The organism is Marinobacter segnicrescens (assembly GCF_900111555.1).
Classification (GTDB): Bacteria; Pseudomonadota; Gammaproteobacteria; order Pseudomonadales; family Oleiphilaceae; genus Marinobacter; species Marinobacter segnicrescens.
This window is the reverse complement of sequence record NZ_FOHZ01000001.1, coordinates 1-14,322: the sequence shown is the minus strand read 5'-3', so window position 1 is coordinate 14,322 and position 14,322 is coordinate 1. Positions and strand designations below refer to the sequence as shown.

At 54.3% G+C, this 14,322-nt stretch carries 16 protein-coding genes; 4 read left to right on the top strand and 12 right to left on the bottom strand.

The annotated features are described in order from the left end of the window. Positions 1 to 143: 143 nt before the first annotated feature. From BM036_RS00080 to BM036_RS00065, 4 genes are all read right to left on the bottom strand, one after another. Complete coding sequence (locus BM036_RS00080) at positions 144 to 578, bottom strand: type II toxin-antitoxin system VapC family toxin (RefSeq protein WP_091848200.1); 435 nt, start codon at positions 576 to 578, stop codon at positions 144 to 146. Then, positions 578 to 814 carry a type II toxin-antitoxin system Phd/YefM family antitoxin gene (locus BM036_RS00075; protein WP_041333254.1) on the bottom strand — a complete coding sequence of 79 codons (237 nt, stop codon included), beginning with the start codon at positions 812 to 814 and terminating at the stop codon, positions 578 to 580. Before BM036_RS00075 ends, BM036_RS00080 begins: the two co-directional genes overlap by 1 nt. A 93-nt stretch (positions 815 to 907) precedes the next feature. Then, a complete protein-coding gene (locus BM036_RS00070) occupies positions 908 to 2,179 on the bottom strand; it encodes a site-specific integrase (RefSeq protein ID WP_245742377.1) in 1,272 nt (423 codons plus the stop codon). A gap of 1 nt (position 2,180) precedes the next feature. Continuing rightward, complete coding sequence (locus BM036_RS00065; RefSeq protein ID WP_091848198.1) at positions 2,181 to 2,441, bottom strand: hypothetical protein; 261 nt, start codon at positions 2,439 to 2,441, stop codon at positions 2,181 to 2,183. Between the two features lie 292 nt (positions 2,442 to 2,733). Here BM036_RS00065 and istA point away from each other — a divergent pair, with 292 nt between their 5' ends. Together istA and istB are read left to right on the top strand one after the other, a co-directional pair. After that, positions 2,734 to 4,230: an IS21 family transposase gene (istA, locus tag BM036_RS00060; protein WP_091848196.1), complete on the top strand. Its 1,497-nt coding sequence runs from the start codon at positions 2,734 to 2,736 to the stop codon at positions 4,228 to 4,230. Continuing rightward, positions 4,223 to 4,978 carry an IS21-like element helper ATPase IstB gene (gene istB / locus BM036_RS00055; protein WP_091848194.1) on the top strand — a complete coding sequence of 252 codons (756 nt, stop codon included), beginning with the start codon at positions 4,223 to 4,225 and terminating at the stop codon, positions 4,976 to 4,978. Before istA ends, istB begins: the two co-directional genes overlap by 8 nt. On the opposite strand, the gene BM036_RS00050 is transcribed toward istB, so the two are convergent. From BM036_RS00050 to BM036_RS00040, 3 genes are all read right to left on the bottom strand, one after another. Continuing rightward, a complete protein-coding gene (locus tag BM036_RS00050) occupies positions 4,959 to 5,660 on the bottom strand; it encodes a TniQ family protein (protein WP_177185951.1) in 702 nt (233 codons plus the stop codon). The two genes, istB and BM036_RS00050, sit on opposite strands and share 20 nt — an antisense overlap. Positions 5,661 to 5,724: 64 nt before the next feature. Then, positions 5,725 to 6,861 carry an ATP-binding protein gene (locus BM036_RS00045; RefSeq protein ID WP_091848190.1) on the bottom strand — a complete coding sequence of 379 codons (1,137 nt, stop codon included), beginning with the start codon at positions 6,859 to 6,861 and terminating at the stop codon, positions 5,725 to 5,727. Then, complete coding sequence (locus BM036_RS00040; protein ID WP_091848188.1) at positions 6,861 to 9,524, bottom strand: Mu transposase C-terminal domain-containing protein; 2,664 nt, start codon at positions 9,522 to 9,524, stop codon at positions 6,861 to 6,863. The genes BM036_RS00045 and BM036_RS00040 overlap by 1 nt, the downstream gene beginning before the upstream one ends. 72 nt (positions 9,525 to 9,596) lie before the next feature. Here BM036_RS00040 and BM036_RS00035 point away from each other — a divergent pair, with 72 nt between their 5' ends. Then, the gene (locus tag BM036_RS00035; RefSeq protein WP_091848186.1) at positions 9,597 to 9,818 is read left to right on the top strand and encodes a helix-turn-helix domain-containing protein; all 222 of its coding nucleotides are present in this window, start codon (positions 9,597 to 9,599) and stop codon (positions 9,816 to 9,818) included. A 407-nt stretch (positions 9,819 to 10,225) separates the two neighbouring features. On the opposite strand, the gene BM036_RS00030 is transcribed toward BM036_RS00035, so the two are convergent. Both BM036_RS00030 and BM036_RS00025 read right to left on the bottom strand, forming a co-directional pair. After that, positions 10,226 to 10,630 (bottom strand): hypothetical protein, encoded by a 405-nt coding sequence (locus tag BM036_RS00030; protein ID WP_091848184.1) that lies wholly within the window; start codon positions 10,628 to 10,630, stop codon positions 10,226 to 10,228. A 34-nt stretch (positions 10,631 to 10,664) separates the two neighbouring features. After that, positions 10,665 to 11,330 (bottom strand): SOS response-associated peptidase, encoded by a 666-nt coding sequence (locus BM036_RS00025; protein WP_091848182.1) that lies wholly within the window; start codon positions 11,328 to 11,330, stop codon positions 10,665 to 10,667. 86 nt (positions 11,331 to 11,416) lie between these two features. On the opposite strand from BM036_RS00025, the gene BM036_RS20490 reads away from it, so the two are divergent. Next, positions 11,417 to 11,815 (top strand): type II toxin-antitoxin system TacA family antitoxin, encoded by a 399-nt coding sequence (locus BM036_RS20490; RefSeq protein WP_091848180.1) that lies wholly within the window; start codon positions 11,417 to 11,419, stop codon positions 11,813 to 11,815. A 40-nt stretch (positions 11,816 to 11,855) separates the two neighbouring features. On the opposite strand, the gene umuC is transcribed toward BM036_RS20490, so the two are convergent. From umuC to umuD, 3 genes are all read right to left on the bottom strand, one after another. Then, positions 11,856 to 13,142, bottom strand: coding sequence for a translesion error-prone DNA polymerase V subunit UmuC (gene umuC / locus BM036_RS00015; RefSeq protein ID WP_091848178.1), 1,287 nt, complete (start codon positions 13,140 to 13,142; stop codon positions 11,856 to 11,858). Further along, positions 13,139 to 13,888 (bottom strand): CLCA_X family protein, encoded by a 750-nt coding sequence (locus BM036_RS00010; protein ID WP_091848176.1) that lies wholly within the window; start codon positions 13,886 to 13,888, stop codon positions 13,139 to 13,141. Before BM036_RS00010 ends, umuC begins: the two co-directional genes overlap by 4 nt. Next, positions 13,885 to 14,322: translesion error-prone DNA polymerase V autoproteolytic subunit (gene umuD / locus BM036_RS00005; RefSeq protein WP_425434060.1), on the bottom strand; the 438-nt coding region annotated here is incomplete at its 5' end. The genes BM036_RS00010 and umuD, both read right to left, overlap by 4 nt.

The window sequence follows — 14,322 nt, the reverse complement described above, 5'->3', positions numbered from 1 at the left end:
GGGCCGGTTGAGCCTGGCGAATGGCAGCAAGAACCTGTTCCTCGGAGAACGCCGGCATCTCCCGGGTGGCCCGAACCAGTGCCTCGACAGTTTCCCATTGCTCATAAAGTGTTCGAGTGAGGTGTTTTGGGCTAGCCATGGTGTTAGTCGCCCTTCGAAGCAAGGCGGGCGTCGATGCCAAAGAAAACCGCCGCGTTCACCAACGCTTCATCCTCACTGATAAGTTGAGCCTGGTGATGTTCTGCGCATGCCAAATGAAGTGCATCCAACGTTCTCAAGCTTGTCTTCCTGGTGCCAATCCAGTGGCTGGCCCGTTTATAGTGGGCCGTTTCAATGGGGCACAGGCTGAAGCGCCCATGGCTGACATCATCGTGGAATGCACTTTCGATCCGGTTCGCCTGGGGTTCGCTGAGCTCTCCCATCCGAACCCACCGGGCCAATGCGCTTGCCACCTCAACTTCAGTCAGATGACTGATAAGAACCGGCTCGGTCTGTGATTCAAGCAATACCTGAACACGATCGCTGGCGTGCTCTTGTCGGTAGTAGGGGAGAACGGCGCTGGTATCGAAGTACAACATTAATAGCGCTCTTCGTCTCTGAGTTCCCGCACCGCCTGAGCAGAGCTTTCCCGGACGGGGGGCAGAGATGCCCTGAGTTCCGAACGGTTTGGAAACTGAATCTTTTCGGGCAAGGCCGCGGTTAGGCGTGCAGCAGGTTTACCGTGACGCAGAATTACAACCTCTTCTCCTGCGGCCACAGCGTCCAGAAGATTTGAGAGCTTTTCCCGAGTTTCTCGAACATTGATCGTTTGCATAATTCTCACCATATCCGTGTACACAATGAGTGTACTCTCAGTAGAAGTTCTATAGCAATCAGGTCCGTTGGAGATTTTTCGGTTTTATCTAACTCACTCAGAAAGTTTCTGTTCCCGCTCAAATCTGATCGTTGTCCTCGCCCGCTTAGGCGGCTTGATCAACCGATAATGATTCCGCATGGCCTGCGTTTCATGTCCGCCTTTGTCGTTTTCTCCTTGGCTCAGGAATTCTTCGGTCAGTCCTTTCTTGCGGAGGTCTCTGAGGTGGTACATGCCTCCATAGCCTGCTGTCTTGCAGGCATCTCGCCAGGCGGCCTGCATAGTTCTGTGTTTTACTTGTTGAGCTCTGGAGCGCTTATCGAAGTAGCGTTGGTATACTAGGAGGTATTCGCTTATGATGGCCTCCTTCCGCTTGAACGCCACAAACCACTTCCACAGATCGGCAAGATCCTCGTTCATCTCGAGTTCGATGCCGATTTTAGTTTTGTGGCGAGCAAAGCGGATCACTCCGTAGACGAAATAGTCCCCGCGATCGATGGGTTTGTCATAGAGCTCACCTTGGCTTTCCTTCAAATTGAAAACATCAATTGGCTGCTGACTCATCATGTAAATGAGATCGCAAATCTTCGCACGCCACGTGCCGTCCATGTCTCGCTCGTTATGACGATGGACGCACAGGTGTTCAGTTATCTTCCGGTAGGCCTCATCAGGGATGAGAACTTGGCGTTTTTCTTCGGCGGCTTTACGTATATCGATCATCGGATTTCGGTCAATGAGACCTTCCTGAACCGCATGGAGGAACACCCGGTTCAACGTGTTTTTGAGACCGTTGTAATGGGTCGGCATCGGCAGCCATGGGGAAAGCAGCTTGCGAATCTTGCGAAGGATTTGCGGATCAGAAAGCGGGAATTTTGCATCGTCGCTCTGCTCCAATTGCCGGGCATCGCTCGCGTAATCAACACGGGTTGGTTTAGCGATAGGGGCGCCTTTATTCGGTCCTCGTAGGGATAAGACTCGGCACTCCGACCAAACTATGCTCTTGCCCTTTATTTGATGACCGAGGACCTCCGTTCTCCATTTCTTCAGGTAGTCCTGGAGCAGGATGTGATCCCCCTTGCTTGCTGGTATCGAGAGGCTATCCAATTTTTCAGCCAGGGCGTTGGTTTTCCGTTCTTGGACTTCGGCCTCCCACCTATGGTTAAGCATTGACCACAGTCGGATCGCTTGATTCCTGTCCCTGGTGTCCAGGGTGCCGCGTTTTTTCGTAATGGGATGGATAACGAAGTAGACACCGTCCTCGCTCTGATAGAGGCCAGGGTATCTGTGCAGCGATGAGTGTTTTTCAGAGCGGTATCTTGGTGCCATGTTAGGAAGCTAGTTTGTTTGCCAAGTCATGGATAAAGGCGTCTTCTGCAGCGTCCGATCCGGACACCCGACGCTCCATCTCCCGAAAATACCCGTCCAGGTCAATTTTCCAGGCTTTCCCCAATTTAAAGGCACCCGGGATAACTGCCAGTCCGAACTCGTCTTTCGCAGCACAAAGCCGACGAATAGTTGATGGGGCAGGTGGCGTGCTGTCGTATTCAAAAACGACCTTTATAAAATCCTCAATCGATACCGGACGCATGGCAATCTCCCGAACTTACTGGTTTGGACGCATCTGATCCCCAAAAGCGTACTGTTTCAGAGGCACTTCTGATCAGACATTGAGATTACTCTACGTTTTTTTTGGGAGGAGCAAGTGCAAAACGACCGCGGAAAATTGCCGTCGTTTTGCACAAGTACTAGCGGTTTGTTGTGTCAGGGCATGGATTTTGGCGATGAGCCTATAGCGCGACAATTAACTTGGCCGGTCCAGCGACAACTATGTTGGCCGGTTGATCTGATAGGGTCCGACACAGCAGAACGGAGGAGTCGCTGTGTCGGGCAAACACATTACAGATCAACAGGTCAGGTTATTCATGCACCACCGCAAAAGCCAGACACAGACCGTCGCCGCGGCCAAGGCCGGTATCTCAGAGCGGTCCGCCCGTCGCATAGACCAGCAATTGCACCAGCCCCAGAAGCGAGAGCGCAACTGGCGTACTCGTAAAGACCCGTTGGCAGAAGTCTGGGATAGCATCGTGTTACCGCTGCTGGAGTCATCGCCTGACCTCACACCAGTGGGTATTTTTGATCACCTCTGTGAGTACCATACAGATCAGTTCGATCCCCGTGCACGACGCACATTGGAACGGCGTATTGGCCGCTGGCGACAATTACACGGGCCAGCCCAACCGGTCATGTTCGTCCAGAGCCACGAGCCTGGAGAACTGGGCATTGCCGACTTCACCTGGGTTAAAGAGCCGGTGACCATTGCGGGTGAGGCCTTACCGCACAAGCTGTTCCATTACCGCCTGGTTGCCAGCGGCTGGGCCTACGCTCAGGTCACCTATGGTGGCGAGAGCTTCAGTGCGCTGTCGGATGGCCTGCAAAAGGCCTTCCGGAACAGTGGCGGAGTGCCGCGACAATTACGCACCGACAGTCTGAGTGCCGCCTATAAGAACCGGCAGGAGCAGGAGGATTTTACCGAGCGATTTGCCGAATTCTGTCACCACTACGATGTCCGAGCTACCCGCAACAATCGGGGCGTGGCTCACGAGAACGGTGCCATCGAATCGCCCAACAACCACATCAAGCAGCAACTCAAACAAGCCCTGTTACTGCGCGGAAGCCATGACTTTACCACCCGTGATGCCTACGAAGCCTTCGTTCAGGCAGTGGTGACACGGCGCAACCGCCGGATCAGCACCGTGTTCAAGGCAGAGCAGCAACGTCTCCAACCACTGCCTGCTCATGACAGCAATACCTACAGTGAGCATACCTTGCGGGTCAGCCGCACCAGCACCATCGCGCTTAAGCGGGTGACCTACTCGGTGCCCTCACGACTGATCGGTAGCCGGCTGACGGTACGCCTGTTCGATGCCCGCCTGGAGCTGTGGTGCGCCGGTGTGCATACGCTGACACTGCCCCGCATCCACGCCCGGGGACAGCAACGCCGGCGCAGCGTCAATTACTGCCATGTGATCGAATCCCTGGTTAAAAAGCCCCGCGCCTTCCGGCACTCTCAGTGGCGCGATGACCTGCTACCCGGCGACGATTACCGGCGTATCTGGCAGCATGTCGACGAAACCTTGAACGCAGACAAGGCCTGCCACTACATCGTAAGACTGCTGCACCTGGCCAAGAAGAGCGACCGCGAAAGCGCCCTGGGTCGTTACGTGCTGGCCGGCATTGAGCGCGGCAAACTCCCCAGTCTGCTGGAATGCGAAGACCGCTTCCTGAGCCTCAATCCGGCTCTGCCGGCTATGGTGGTTCATCAGCATGCGCTGGGCGACTACCAGGCGCTGCTGCACATGGGAGGCTGCCATGAGTGACGTGACGGCTTCACTACCCTTGATGTTGAAACACCTGCGCCTGGGCAGCATCAAGGATCACTGGCAACCCCTGGCGGCTAAGGCCGTGACGGAACACTGGCGTCCGGAACAGTACCTGAGCGAGCTGTGTGCCCTGGAGCTTGCCTCACGGGAAGACAAGCGCTTACAGCGCTATCTGAAGGACGCTACATTACCACCGGGCAAGCAGTTGGGCAGCTTTAACTTCGACGCGGTGACGGGGGTGACCAAGCCTCACATCAGCCAGCTGATCAACCAGCCAGACTGGGTGAAACGTGGTGACAACCTGTTGCTGTTCGGTGCCAGCGGGATCGGTAAAACCCACCTGGCCAGCAGCATCGGTTACGGCCTGATAGAGGCCGGCATCCGGGTCAAGTTCGTGGCCGCCACGGCGCTCGTACAAAGCCTACAACGCGCCAAGGAAGCCCTGCGTCTTAGCGATGCTCTGGCCCGTCTCGACAAGTATGCTGTGCTCATCATCGATGACCTGGGCTACGTTCGGAAAACCGAGCAGGAAAGCACTGTGTTGTTCGAGCTGATCGCCCATCGCTACGAGCGCCACAGCCTGATCATCACTTCCAATCAGGACTTCGAGCACTGGGACAAGCTGTTTGAGGACACCATCATGACCGTCGCCGCCATCGACCGACTGGTCCATCACGCCACCATCCTTCAATGCACGGGGGAAAGCTACCGGAGAAAAGCCTCACTCAAGAAGCAGACAACATAGGTTCACCGTCAACCGGCCAACTTAATCGACGCTGGACCGGCCAAGATAGTTGACGCCGTACAACCAGTCGACTTAGCTCTGACATTAGGTGTTCTTCTGACACTTCAGGCGGCGGCTGGTTGAGCCCGGACACCAGAGAGCAAAAAACCAGGCTCTCCTCGTATTCCTCCTCTCCACAAACTACATAAAAACTTTCCGATAAGGATTTTTGACAGTAGTGGCAGTATCCAACGGGCACCTTCGTCGACAGATAAGGCTGAGACTCAAGGCAGTGATGGCAGAAATCCCTCAACTTGCATTTATGCTCTGAGCAATGCGACACCCGCTCCAGGCTCCACGCCAGTCGATCGAACCTCTCTCCCGATGAATCGTCTTCGTGATAACACTTCGGACACCATTGCTTTTTCTTTCTGATCAAACCTCGAGCACTGTGATCGACATAATCATGAAGATGCATCAGTGTCATCGCAGCAACAGTCTCAACAGGTAGGCCAACCAGTTCGGAGACCTTCTGCACAATGGCCCCAGACTTGCTCGTCAACGAATTGAAACAGGTCGCAACCTCAGATTTGAGAAACCCTGAAGACTTGCCAACATCAATCGTTGAACTGATTAGCAACGCCGGTTTCAACGAGTGGTGCCAGGCGACGCGTCCCACGTAAGAAGTCAGGGATTCTGTCATTTCGCCCTCGCCTCTGGGCGCTATGGCGCGGAAGGTACTCCTTGGATGAGCGCATAGGTACTCTTCATGATACATGGACTGGATCCCTCCCTGGCTTCCGAACACCTGGCAGCTGCCGCTTCGGACGACCACGTTTCGATTTCTGTTCCGCTACGCCAGACATCTGAGAAGCACCGAGCAATTCGCGCCGAACCTCCTCTAGGTCAGGTTGACAGAAACAGTCTTCACCCTCCCTGATTTCCTCAACCATCCTCTTTATCGCTTTAAGCGGATGCATCGTGGCCTCAAAATGAGCCTGACTGAGGCTGTTAGCATCGAAGGCAAGCGCTCGCTTCATTGCTCGGTAGACCCAATCTTTCAAAATACCCACGCAGCCACAGCAGCCGATATAAAAATACTCGAGATCGGGCCTCAGCAACCTCTCATCAAGATTCATCGGCACATGGGCCAAAAGGCCGCTGTAGGCGTTGAAAAAAGACTGCTGATCGAGCTCAGAGCTGAAATCATATCTGGGGAACTGTATGTAACTGGTGACCCGATTCATCTGGGCGCTCCAATCCATCATGAAGCAGAGCTCATAGGTCCCAATGCCGACCAGCGTGCAGCCGGTGCGCGAAGAAATGGATTTTAAAACGTCATAGTACTGCTCGACCTTCCCAGTGCCGTGTTTAAAGAGATGCTGCAATTCATCCAGGATCAGTACTTGAGTCTTTCGGTCCTTGATGGCCTGTTCCATTTCGGTTCGTAGCCGAGCCACCGACATGTGCCCACCGGTCATGACATGACCTAGTTGGTGGTCTGTCGACGTTTTAATTTTCGATTTATGATCGACCAAGGGTTCTCTCAGAGCAACCAGAACTTGCCGGTACAATTCTTTCCAATCGAAAGCGGCCTGCGATTCCATCCGAAGTTCAACACAAACGCAGGGAATGCATCCGGGATCTTCGTGCCACTGCGGTACCAGCTCGCGGTATACATAGTCAGTCAAGCGCTTTGCGAGCGTTGTCTTTCCAACACCGGTGGGACCCGCCGCGATAATCATGTGTTTGCCCGTTCTTTCCTGCAGTGCAGTCACGGAGTCCTGAAACACACCACTCAACTTGTCATGCCGAAGCACGAAGCCTGAGTCAAAATAAGCGCAACGAACCTCATCACTCGCCTCGAATAAATCTGGTCGCACCTTTGTCTGGGGATGCCTCATCAAAAATCCTCCGGAATTGCCGCTGAATAGTCGATCTGAAAGGACAAAAGCTCTGAATCCAAGTCTGGTTCACTGGCGTGTTCATCGGGTTTAGGCGCACTTTTTAAATCAGCTCTGGCCACTCCTTTTTTGTGATCGTGGAGTTGCTCCTGATCACGCGCCAGCTGGCTTATCGAGAGACTTTCTTCTGTCGACTGAACTCGCTCGAACAAGCCGGCGATCTGGCGCATGGTCTGGTTTCTTGACTGGGCAAAGTTGGCGGCTGTTTTCCGATGCTCTTCCAGAAGCGCGTGTAACTCTCTTTCGGTTCGCCCCCGGAAGACTTCGTAATGACTGATTACACGACACTTGTGCCAGGTCTTATTTGCAAAGGCATAAACATGGCCAACATCAAAAGGGTCGTACCGAACATCCACCTTTTGCTTATTAAGGCTCGGCGATCGGAAGATGCTGTGCCAGTAATCCAGATGGTTAACTCGAATACCTGCTTTCGGATTGATAGAAACCTTGCCTCTTCTGGGCGGCGGAAAAGTTGAAATGATGAACTCCTGGTTGTACTCCATGGCTCTGACCTTGCGGCTGCCATGCAAAGCGAAGCTCTGGCTGTACTGATAGCTTGGACTGCAGCCCAGTGAGGGATGGTCTCGCTCCACGAAGCCTTCCAGATAATCTTCTAGAACAGAGCTCAAAGCTTCGAGGGTCCAGATCGCGTTTTTCTTCGGATTCATCTCGGCCGACATTTGACGCACATTCTTGGTTGGCTGGGTATTGCCTTTCAGTCGGTCGATCAACTGGGTATTGAGTGAACCGAAATAGCGCTCGATAAGCGCCCCATGTCGGGGCTTCCCCGTCCGGTGCTGTATGTTGCTCCCACCACGCGCCACCAGGGATTCGAAATAAACGCTGTGAAATTCCTTTCCGCCATCGACAACGAACGAGGCAGGGAAATACCCTGTTTTTTCCACCATGCGCCGAACACCGGTCATCAGGCTCCGGTAACTGGGAGGATCAAACATCAGCACAAAGCTCACTGGCATTCGGCTGTAGCCGTCCAAGAAAATGGTCAACCATGGCCTCCCCATGCTTCTGCCCGTGCGGCTGGAGACCAATTCAATATCCAGTTGAGTGTGGTCGGTGTGGACAACATCCATCGCAAACTTTCCGCCCAAGTCCCAACCCATCGATTGTGACATGTTGCTACCACTTTCTTGCTGGTAGGCAGCTTTACTACCCTCACGCGAACGGACCCTTCTAACAGGATCAATGCGCTTGGCGTAGCCGTAAAAGGTTTTCTCGGATGTTGAGGATGTCTGCGTGTCGTCACAGGCTTTCAAGAACATCGCGTAGGCATGCGATAAGGGGGGAGCGTTTTTGTTGAGGAAATGCTCTTCAAGAACTCGATTGATCAGAGAGATCGTTGCAGGTGAAAGCCTGCTAGACCGATTTCCACGGCCTGCAGTTTTGGGAAGCAGACCAACATAACCATCGCCAAGATTCCTCTGTGCAGCACGAAAACGAGATAGCCAGCTACGAATGGTTCTGTCCGACACCTGATTATCGGCAGCGACTTCCTCGATTGGACATCCATTTTCCAGAGCCCTGAGTGCCGAATATCGCTGATTTGCCTTTGCAAGATCGTCTGGCCCCGCATGTCGTAACAGCTCAAAAACCTGACCGTTTTCCTCCGACTCTGTGTAAGCAATCCCTTGCAGAATTTGTTGTTCTACCAGGGCCTTCGGAACGCATTTGATATAACCGCCATCTTCCTCGAGCTCGACTGACTCTGATTCCAAGCTCAGTACACGGTGCTTTTTGCCAAAAACATGTAACAGAGAACCCGGAGCAAGCTCCGCCGACCTCTTTTCAAGAAATGACTGGTCGAGCGCCTTAGCATCTTCTTTCGATCTAAAAACTTTGCAGTATTGCGGCTGACTGAGCAGATCTTTTTCGAGATTAACGTACACCACCTGACTCACAATAAGCGCATACAACTCGTCCGCCTCAATCAATCCTGTGTTAAGGATTTCGGCCAGGCGGAGCCACCGTGACTTACCGAACATTTCCTCTGGGACGGGCGTCTGATCCAGCGGCGCGGCGCTCCAGAAATCACCCAAAAACCTGAGATTCTCGACCAACCGAAGATTCAGATCCTGCTCAGTGCAAAGCCTGAAGTTGAGGCCCAAAGCTTCCGCATAAGCCTCAGCCGGAGGGCATCGATACCGCCCCGAAGTCTCATCGAAAACAATCCGCCCTGGGTGAGATTCGGCGAGTTTTATCAACCGCTCCAAAGGCTTCCACTCTTCCCACCCTATAAAGTCGTCGGCGATGACAAAGAAATCCGCCGTGCTTGCCGCCTTTACTCTACGTCCTGTTTTGCTGAGGTATTCAAGAAAAATCTTCTCACTGGGCTGGTCATAGTATTCAAGAACCGACCGATCGAACTCATGCTTATAGATGGCAGGAAGTTCTATCGAGAGACTCTCCGCCTGGACGGTATGCCTCATCTTCTTGCTGGCGAAAATATAAGTGGATGACCGCAGGGCCGCAGAATTCTTTACCCTCCTTGCGGGTGGGGAGCTCCTTATGGAGAGTGCGATACCAGTTCCCTCCTCAGACACACCGGCCTGAGCACACCTTTCAACGACGTCTTCTTCGGAGAGCATTTGACCACTCCTGCTTGATGGCCGATGATGTAACTTATAAGTTACTATTTGAAATTAGACCAAGGAGTTCGTATGTCAAACAAGCAGGAAAAACTTTTGGTCGATTTCGGCAAAAAGGTTCGAGCACTTAGAAAAGAAAAGGGGCTGACTCAGGAAAAGGTCGCGCAGATGTGCGGGTTCCAGCGCCCCTATTTGAGCGATGTTGAAAGAGGAAAAAGGAACATTTCAGCAAAGAACATGAGCACTCTCGCAGCTCAACTTGGCGCCGACCTTCAAGTGGATTTAGTGGAGTAGGTCAATACGATGCCGGGGCGTTTCTCGAGAACCGTTTCATCTGTCGCCGTGCCTGCACGTACAAGATCAGACTTCTCAAACAAAGTCTCACTTGATGAAAGCTACTAGGCATTGGAGAGCGTAGATTGCGGTTCGACCAATCCAGAACGCTTCATTCGCGAGTGGCTCCCCTTCTTCCAGCAGCCAGTCTCAGCTTGCGGTCGTACTTTCACGGGCACTTTTTTTCACTTTTGACCTGGCAGGCGAATTGGCTCATCCATTTGTCGACGACTTGCAACCCAGTCGCCTAAAACTCAGAGGGGTGATATGGGACTAACCCACTCACCCAGCCGGACGATACTCACTTTCATTTAGACGGCGATCTGAGAGTGTCCCAGTGATTGGATACTGACTTTACTACCCGCCACTCAGACTGACGCTGACCGGATTTTGCGAACCATATCTGACAGGGCTTCAATGCTCGGATCATCAAGAAGGTGCGCCCGGATAGAACTATTCTTCAGTCCCCACATGGCGATGGGCTTTTTGAACCACTCTGCCGCCAGCGACTCATGGCCTGAGGGCGTCAGATAAAACAGACCTCGATGCAGGCCCAGCAGCAAGCCAACCCGCTCTAAGACATCAGGTGGCAACCTTAGCAGCTCGCTGGACGCAACCTGCTCTTTCCAGCCGAGCAACCGTTCGATCGACACGCCCAGCAAAGAAGCCAACTCGGAGTGAGTGAGCCCCCAACCCTCCCGACGCTCCAGCAGCCAGCGAAGACCGGCATCGCCGTGCTGGTCAGTAAGTTTTGGTTGTTCATCCCCAATCATTGAAAGGCTCCATTTTCTGGGTCTGTATCACCGCCTAATCTGCCGCAAGGACTTCGGCTTCCGCAACTGGCGCCAGGTCCTTGGTGCTCCTGACCGGCTCACACACCAGTGGCGCCGGTATATGCGTTTTCATCAAATGGGCAAAGGCGTCCGTGTGATGAAAATCCGGATCCAGCCACAGATCAAAGTCCCTCGGCCTCAGCATCAAAGGAATGCTCTTCGGATGGATGTGACTGAACTGTGGGTGAGGCGGCAGCGTGATCACAGTGAAGGAGCTTACCTGTTCCTCCCCAAAGTGCCAGGATTGCCATAACCCGGCCAGAGCCGTGGCCTCTCCCTGAGGGTGAATATTATAGACCTGCTTTCCCTGCCACTCGTGAAACGCGCTGACCGGGACAATACAGCGATGGAAGGGATAGACTTTCTTCCAGAGCGGGCTGGAAGTGAGCCGGTCACTGCGTGCGTTGAATGTGTGGAATTTCGGGTTTGGCCGGTAGCCATGCCCCTCCGGACGGGGCTCGATCAGCAATGACCAGATACCGGGTTCCAGATAACGGTCACCGCCAGCCTCCATCACGAATTCGCCGATACCGCCAGGTGGCACATTCAGCTGAGGGCGCGGCGCAATACCTGGCAGACCAAGTTGCCCCATTAGCTCCTGGACCTCAGGTGAATCAGTCACATTGTAGCGCCCGCACATGACAAGCCTCCCAAACGCTATGTACCAAACGATCCTACGCCTGATAGGTATGAAAAGGCCATCCGCCGCCGACAGAAGCTGCTAGGATGGCATTTATACAGTTGCCGTGCCTGCTGCCATGCCTGTTCATCCGACAGTTTCTGCGCGGCAGACTTCGCGTAATCCCAAGCCATGGTTTCATCATGACTACCAATCAGACCAGAACCACTCGCGTGTGCGCCCGTGTCGACCCTGAGACGCACGAACGCATTACGCGTGCGGCGGAGTTTTCCGGACGGAGTATGAACCAATTTCTGGTCGACGCCGCGACCAAAATGGCCAAGGAAGTCGTTGGGGAAGCCACAACGATTAGGCTTACGAACGAAGAGGCTGACCGTATGATGGAGGTACTCAATAACTCCCATCCGGCTAATACTCGGCTGCGCGAGGCAGCACGTCGACATGCTGACCGAAAACATCGTCATAAGCCTCAAAAATCGGGGTAATTGATTCCCTTTTTGCTGGTACGACTGTGACCCAGCCATTTCAGTGCACGACGGGCAACTGCCGCCAATTTGTAGTGTAGGCCGGTGAGAGATGTGAACGTCGCATTGCATAGGCATTGTTACCTGCCTGCCTTGCGGTGGTCAGGGCACCCCGGGATCGTCGATTGATCTGATCCATCAAAGCCATAAGCCTTTCGGAGCGGGTGCCACCCCCGGTCTCAACCGGTTCTGCTTCAAACAGATCCGCTTGTCGTACCGACGTCGTTACCAGTTCGCTGACAAGAACGCCCGCTTTGGCGTACTGGTATCCTTGACGGTAGATGGATCTCAATAGCTCCAACGCCTTATCCACTATGACCCGCGAATCCTGGCTCGGGGTGATGAGCCTGGTCGTGACACTCTTGGAATACTGAGGTACCTCAGGCCTGAATGGATTGGTCCGAATAAACACCATGATCTCGCCAGCGAACTGATCGCCGCCCCTGAGCTTCTCGCATACCCGGGTGGCAAAATGCGCGAGAGCTTCTTCCAGGTCCTTCAGTTGTGTCAGTGGCTGACCGAAGGATCGGGAGCACATGATCTGTTTTTTCGGTTGAGGCGCCTCTTCCCAGGGTAAACAGGGGATGCCGTTCAACTCGCGGGCCGTGCGCTCCAGTACTACAGAGAACTGGTTTCGCAATGTGGCAGGGTCTGCCTCGGCCAGTTGCAACGCAGTGGTGATACCCATGTTTTCCAGGCGAGCCGTTATCCGGCGCCCGACACCCCACACCTCCTCGACTGGCACTCTTTCCATGAGGCGCCTTTGCCTGACTGCATCGGTCAGGTCCACAACCCCACCGGTTGCGGGGTACTTCTTGGCGGCGTAGTTCGCCAGTTTGGCCAGGGTTCGGGTCGGCGCAATCCCGACACAGACGGGCAGCCCGACGTTCTGGTAGACGGTGTCTTTCACCTGCCGCCCGAAGTCTCCAAAAGGAACTACCCGGTTGATTCCGGTGAGATCCAGGAAGGCCTCGTCGATTGAGTACACATCCACCCGGGGCGCCAGCGCTTCCAATGTGGTCATTACCCGTCGGCTCATATCGCCGTAGAGCGTGTAGTTGGAGGAAAAGACCTCAATGCCGTAGCGACGAATCTCGGCTTTGATGTGGTGTATCGGCACGCCCATTTTGATACCAAGCGCTTTGGCTTCCTTCGAGCGGGCGACCACGCAGCCGTCGTTGTTGGATAAGACCACGACCGGCGTGTACCGGAGATCCGGACGGAACAGCTTCTCGCAAGAGGCATAGAAATTATTGCAGTCCACCAACGCAAATACCGATGGCTTCATCCGGCTTTGGCCTGCTGACGATAGAGCGCCTCGCCCAACGCCTGGAAATACGCATCAAAGGCTGCATTAATTCGCTGGCGCTGAGCGCCCTGGGGATACAGTCCCGACCGGGCTTCATCCGAATGAACGGTGCCGTTGACCAGAAATTGGTTGTGCGGCTCGCGGTCTTCCACAAAGGCTTCGAACGCTCGAGCGCAGAGTTCCTCCGGCCGGGCGTAGTAGAGCACCTTCAACTTCTTGTCCGCTTGTCGGGACGTCTGGAACAGCTCGCTCGGTTGCGTCCCCTCTTCGTTCAGCAAAATGGCTTGGAAACACTCACCCAGAAGATCGTTTAATGGATGCGGTTTGCGCTGAACGCTGTCCAGCCAGGCACTCGATGCAAACGCGGTGCTCTGGGACGACCGAAAAGCCTTGGCCCCCATATAGTGATCGAAGGCATGGAACCATTCGTGGGCCAGACTGCCGGCACCGGCATTCTTGGCGAGGGCCAGTTGACGGGTGGCTGGGATGTAGTGAGCCGCCACGCCAGGACGACCGCCAATGCCATATTGGAGACCGAGGGTGCCGCGCAGGGAGATGAGCGATTCTGGGCCGTTCAATACCGTCATCAGATCGCACAAGGCCTGGTAGAAGCGAACGGCGGCACGATCTCTCTCCGGCTCTGTTACCCAACGGCCCACTTCGATACTGCGGAATTCAAATCGACGCCGGACGGTGACGAAGGACACAGGCTGTCTGCTTGTCATGACTTACCGCCACGACGCAGCGAGCGGACCACGTTGGTTACCACGCCAAAGACCTCCAGCACGTCGTCCTCACCCAGAACAATGGGGGCAAAGGCGGAGTTACGGGGTAATAAACGAACGGGTGGCGGGCTCAGGTGCAGCTGCTTGACGGTCATTTCCGAACGCAGACTGGCGATGATGATGTCTCCATGCCCTGCCCGAAGGGAGCGGTCGACCACGAGTACGTCGTCCGGAAAGATCCCGGCCTCAATCATCGATTCGCCCTGGACGCGTACAAAGAACGTCGCTGCCGGATGCTCAATGCACAGCTCATTCAAGTCCAGGGTTTTCTCGATGTAGTCTTCCGCCGGCGATGGAAATCCAGCGGAGATGCGCTCCAGGAACAGCGGAATCGAGAGCGCGTATAGGGAATGGTAATCACCTAGCAGAATGCA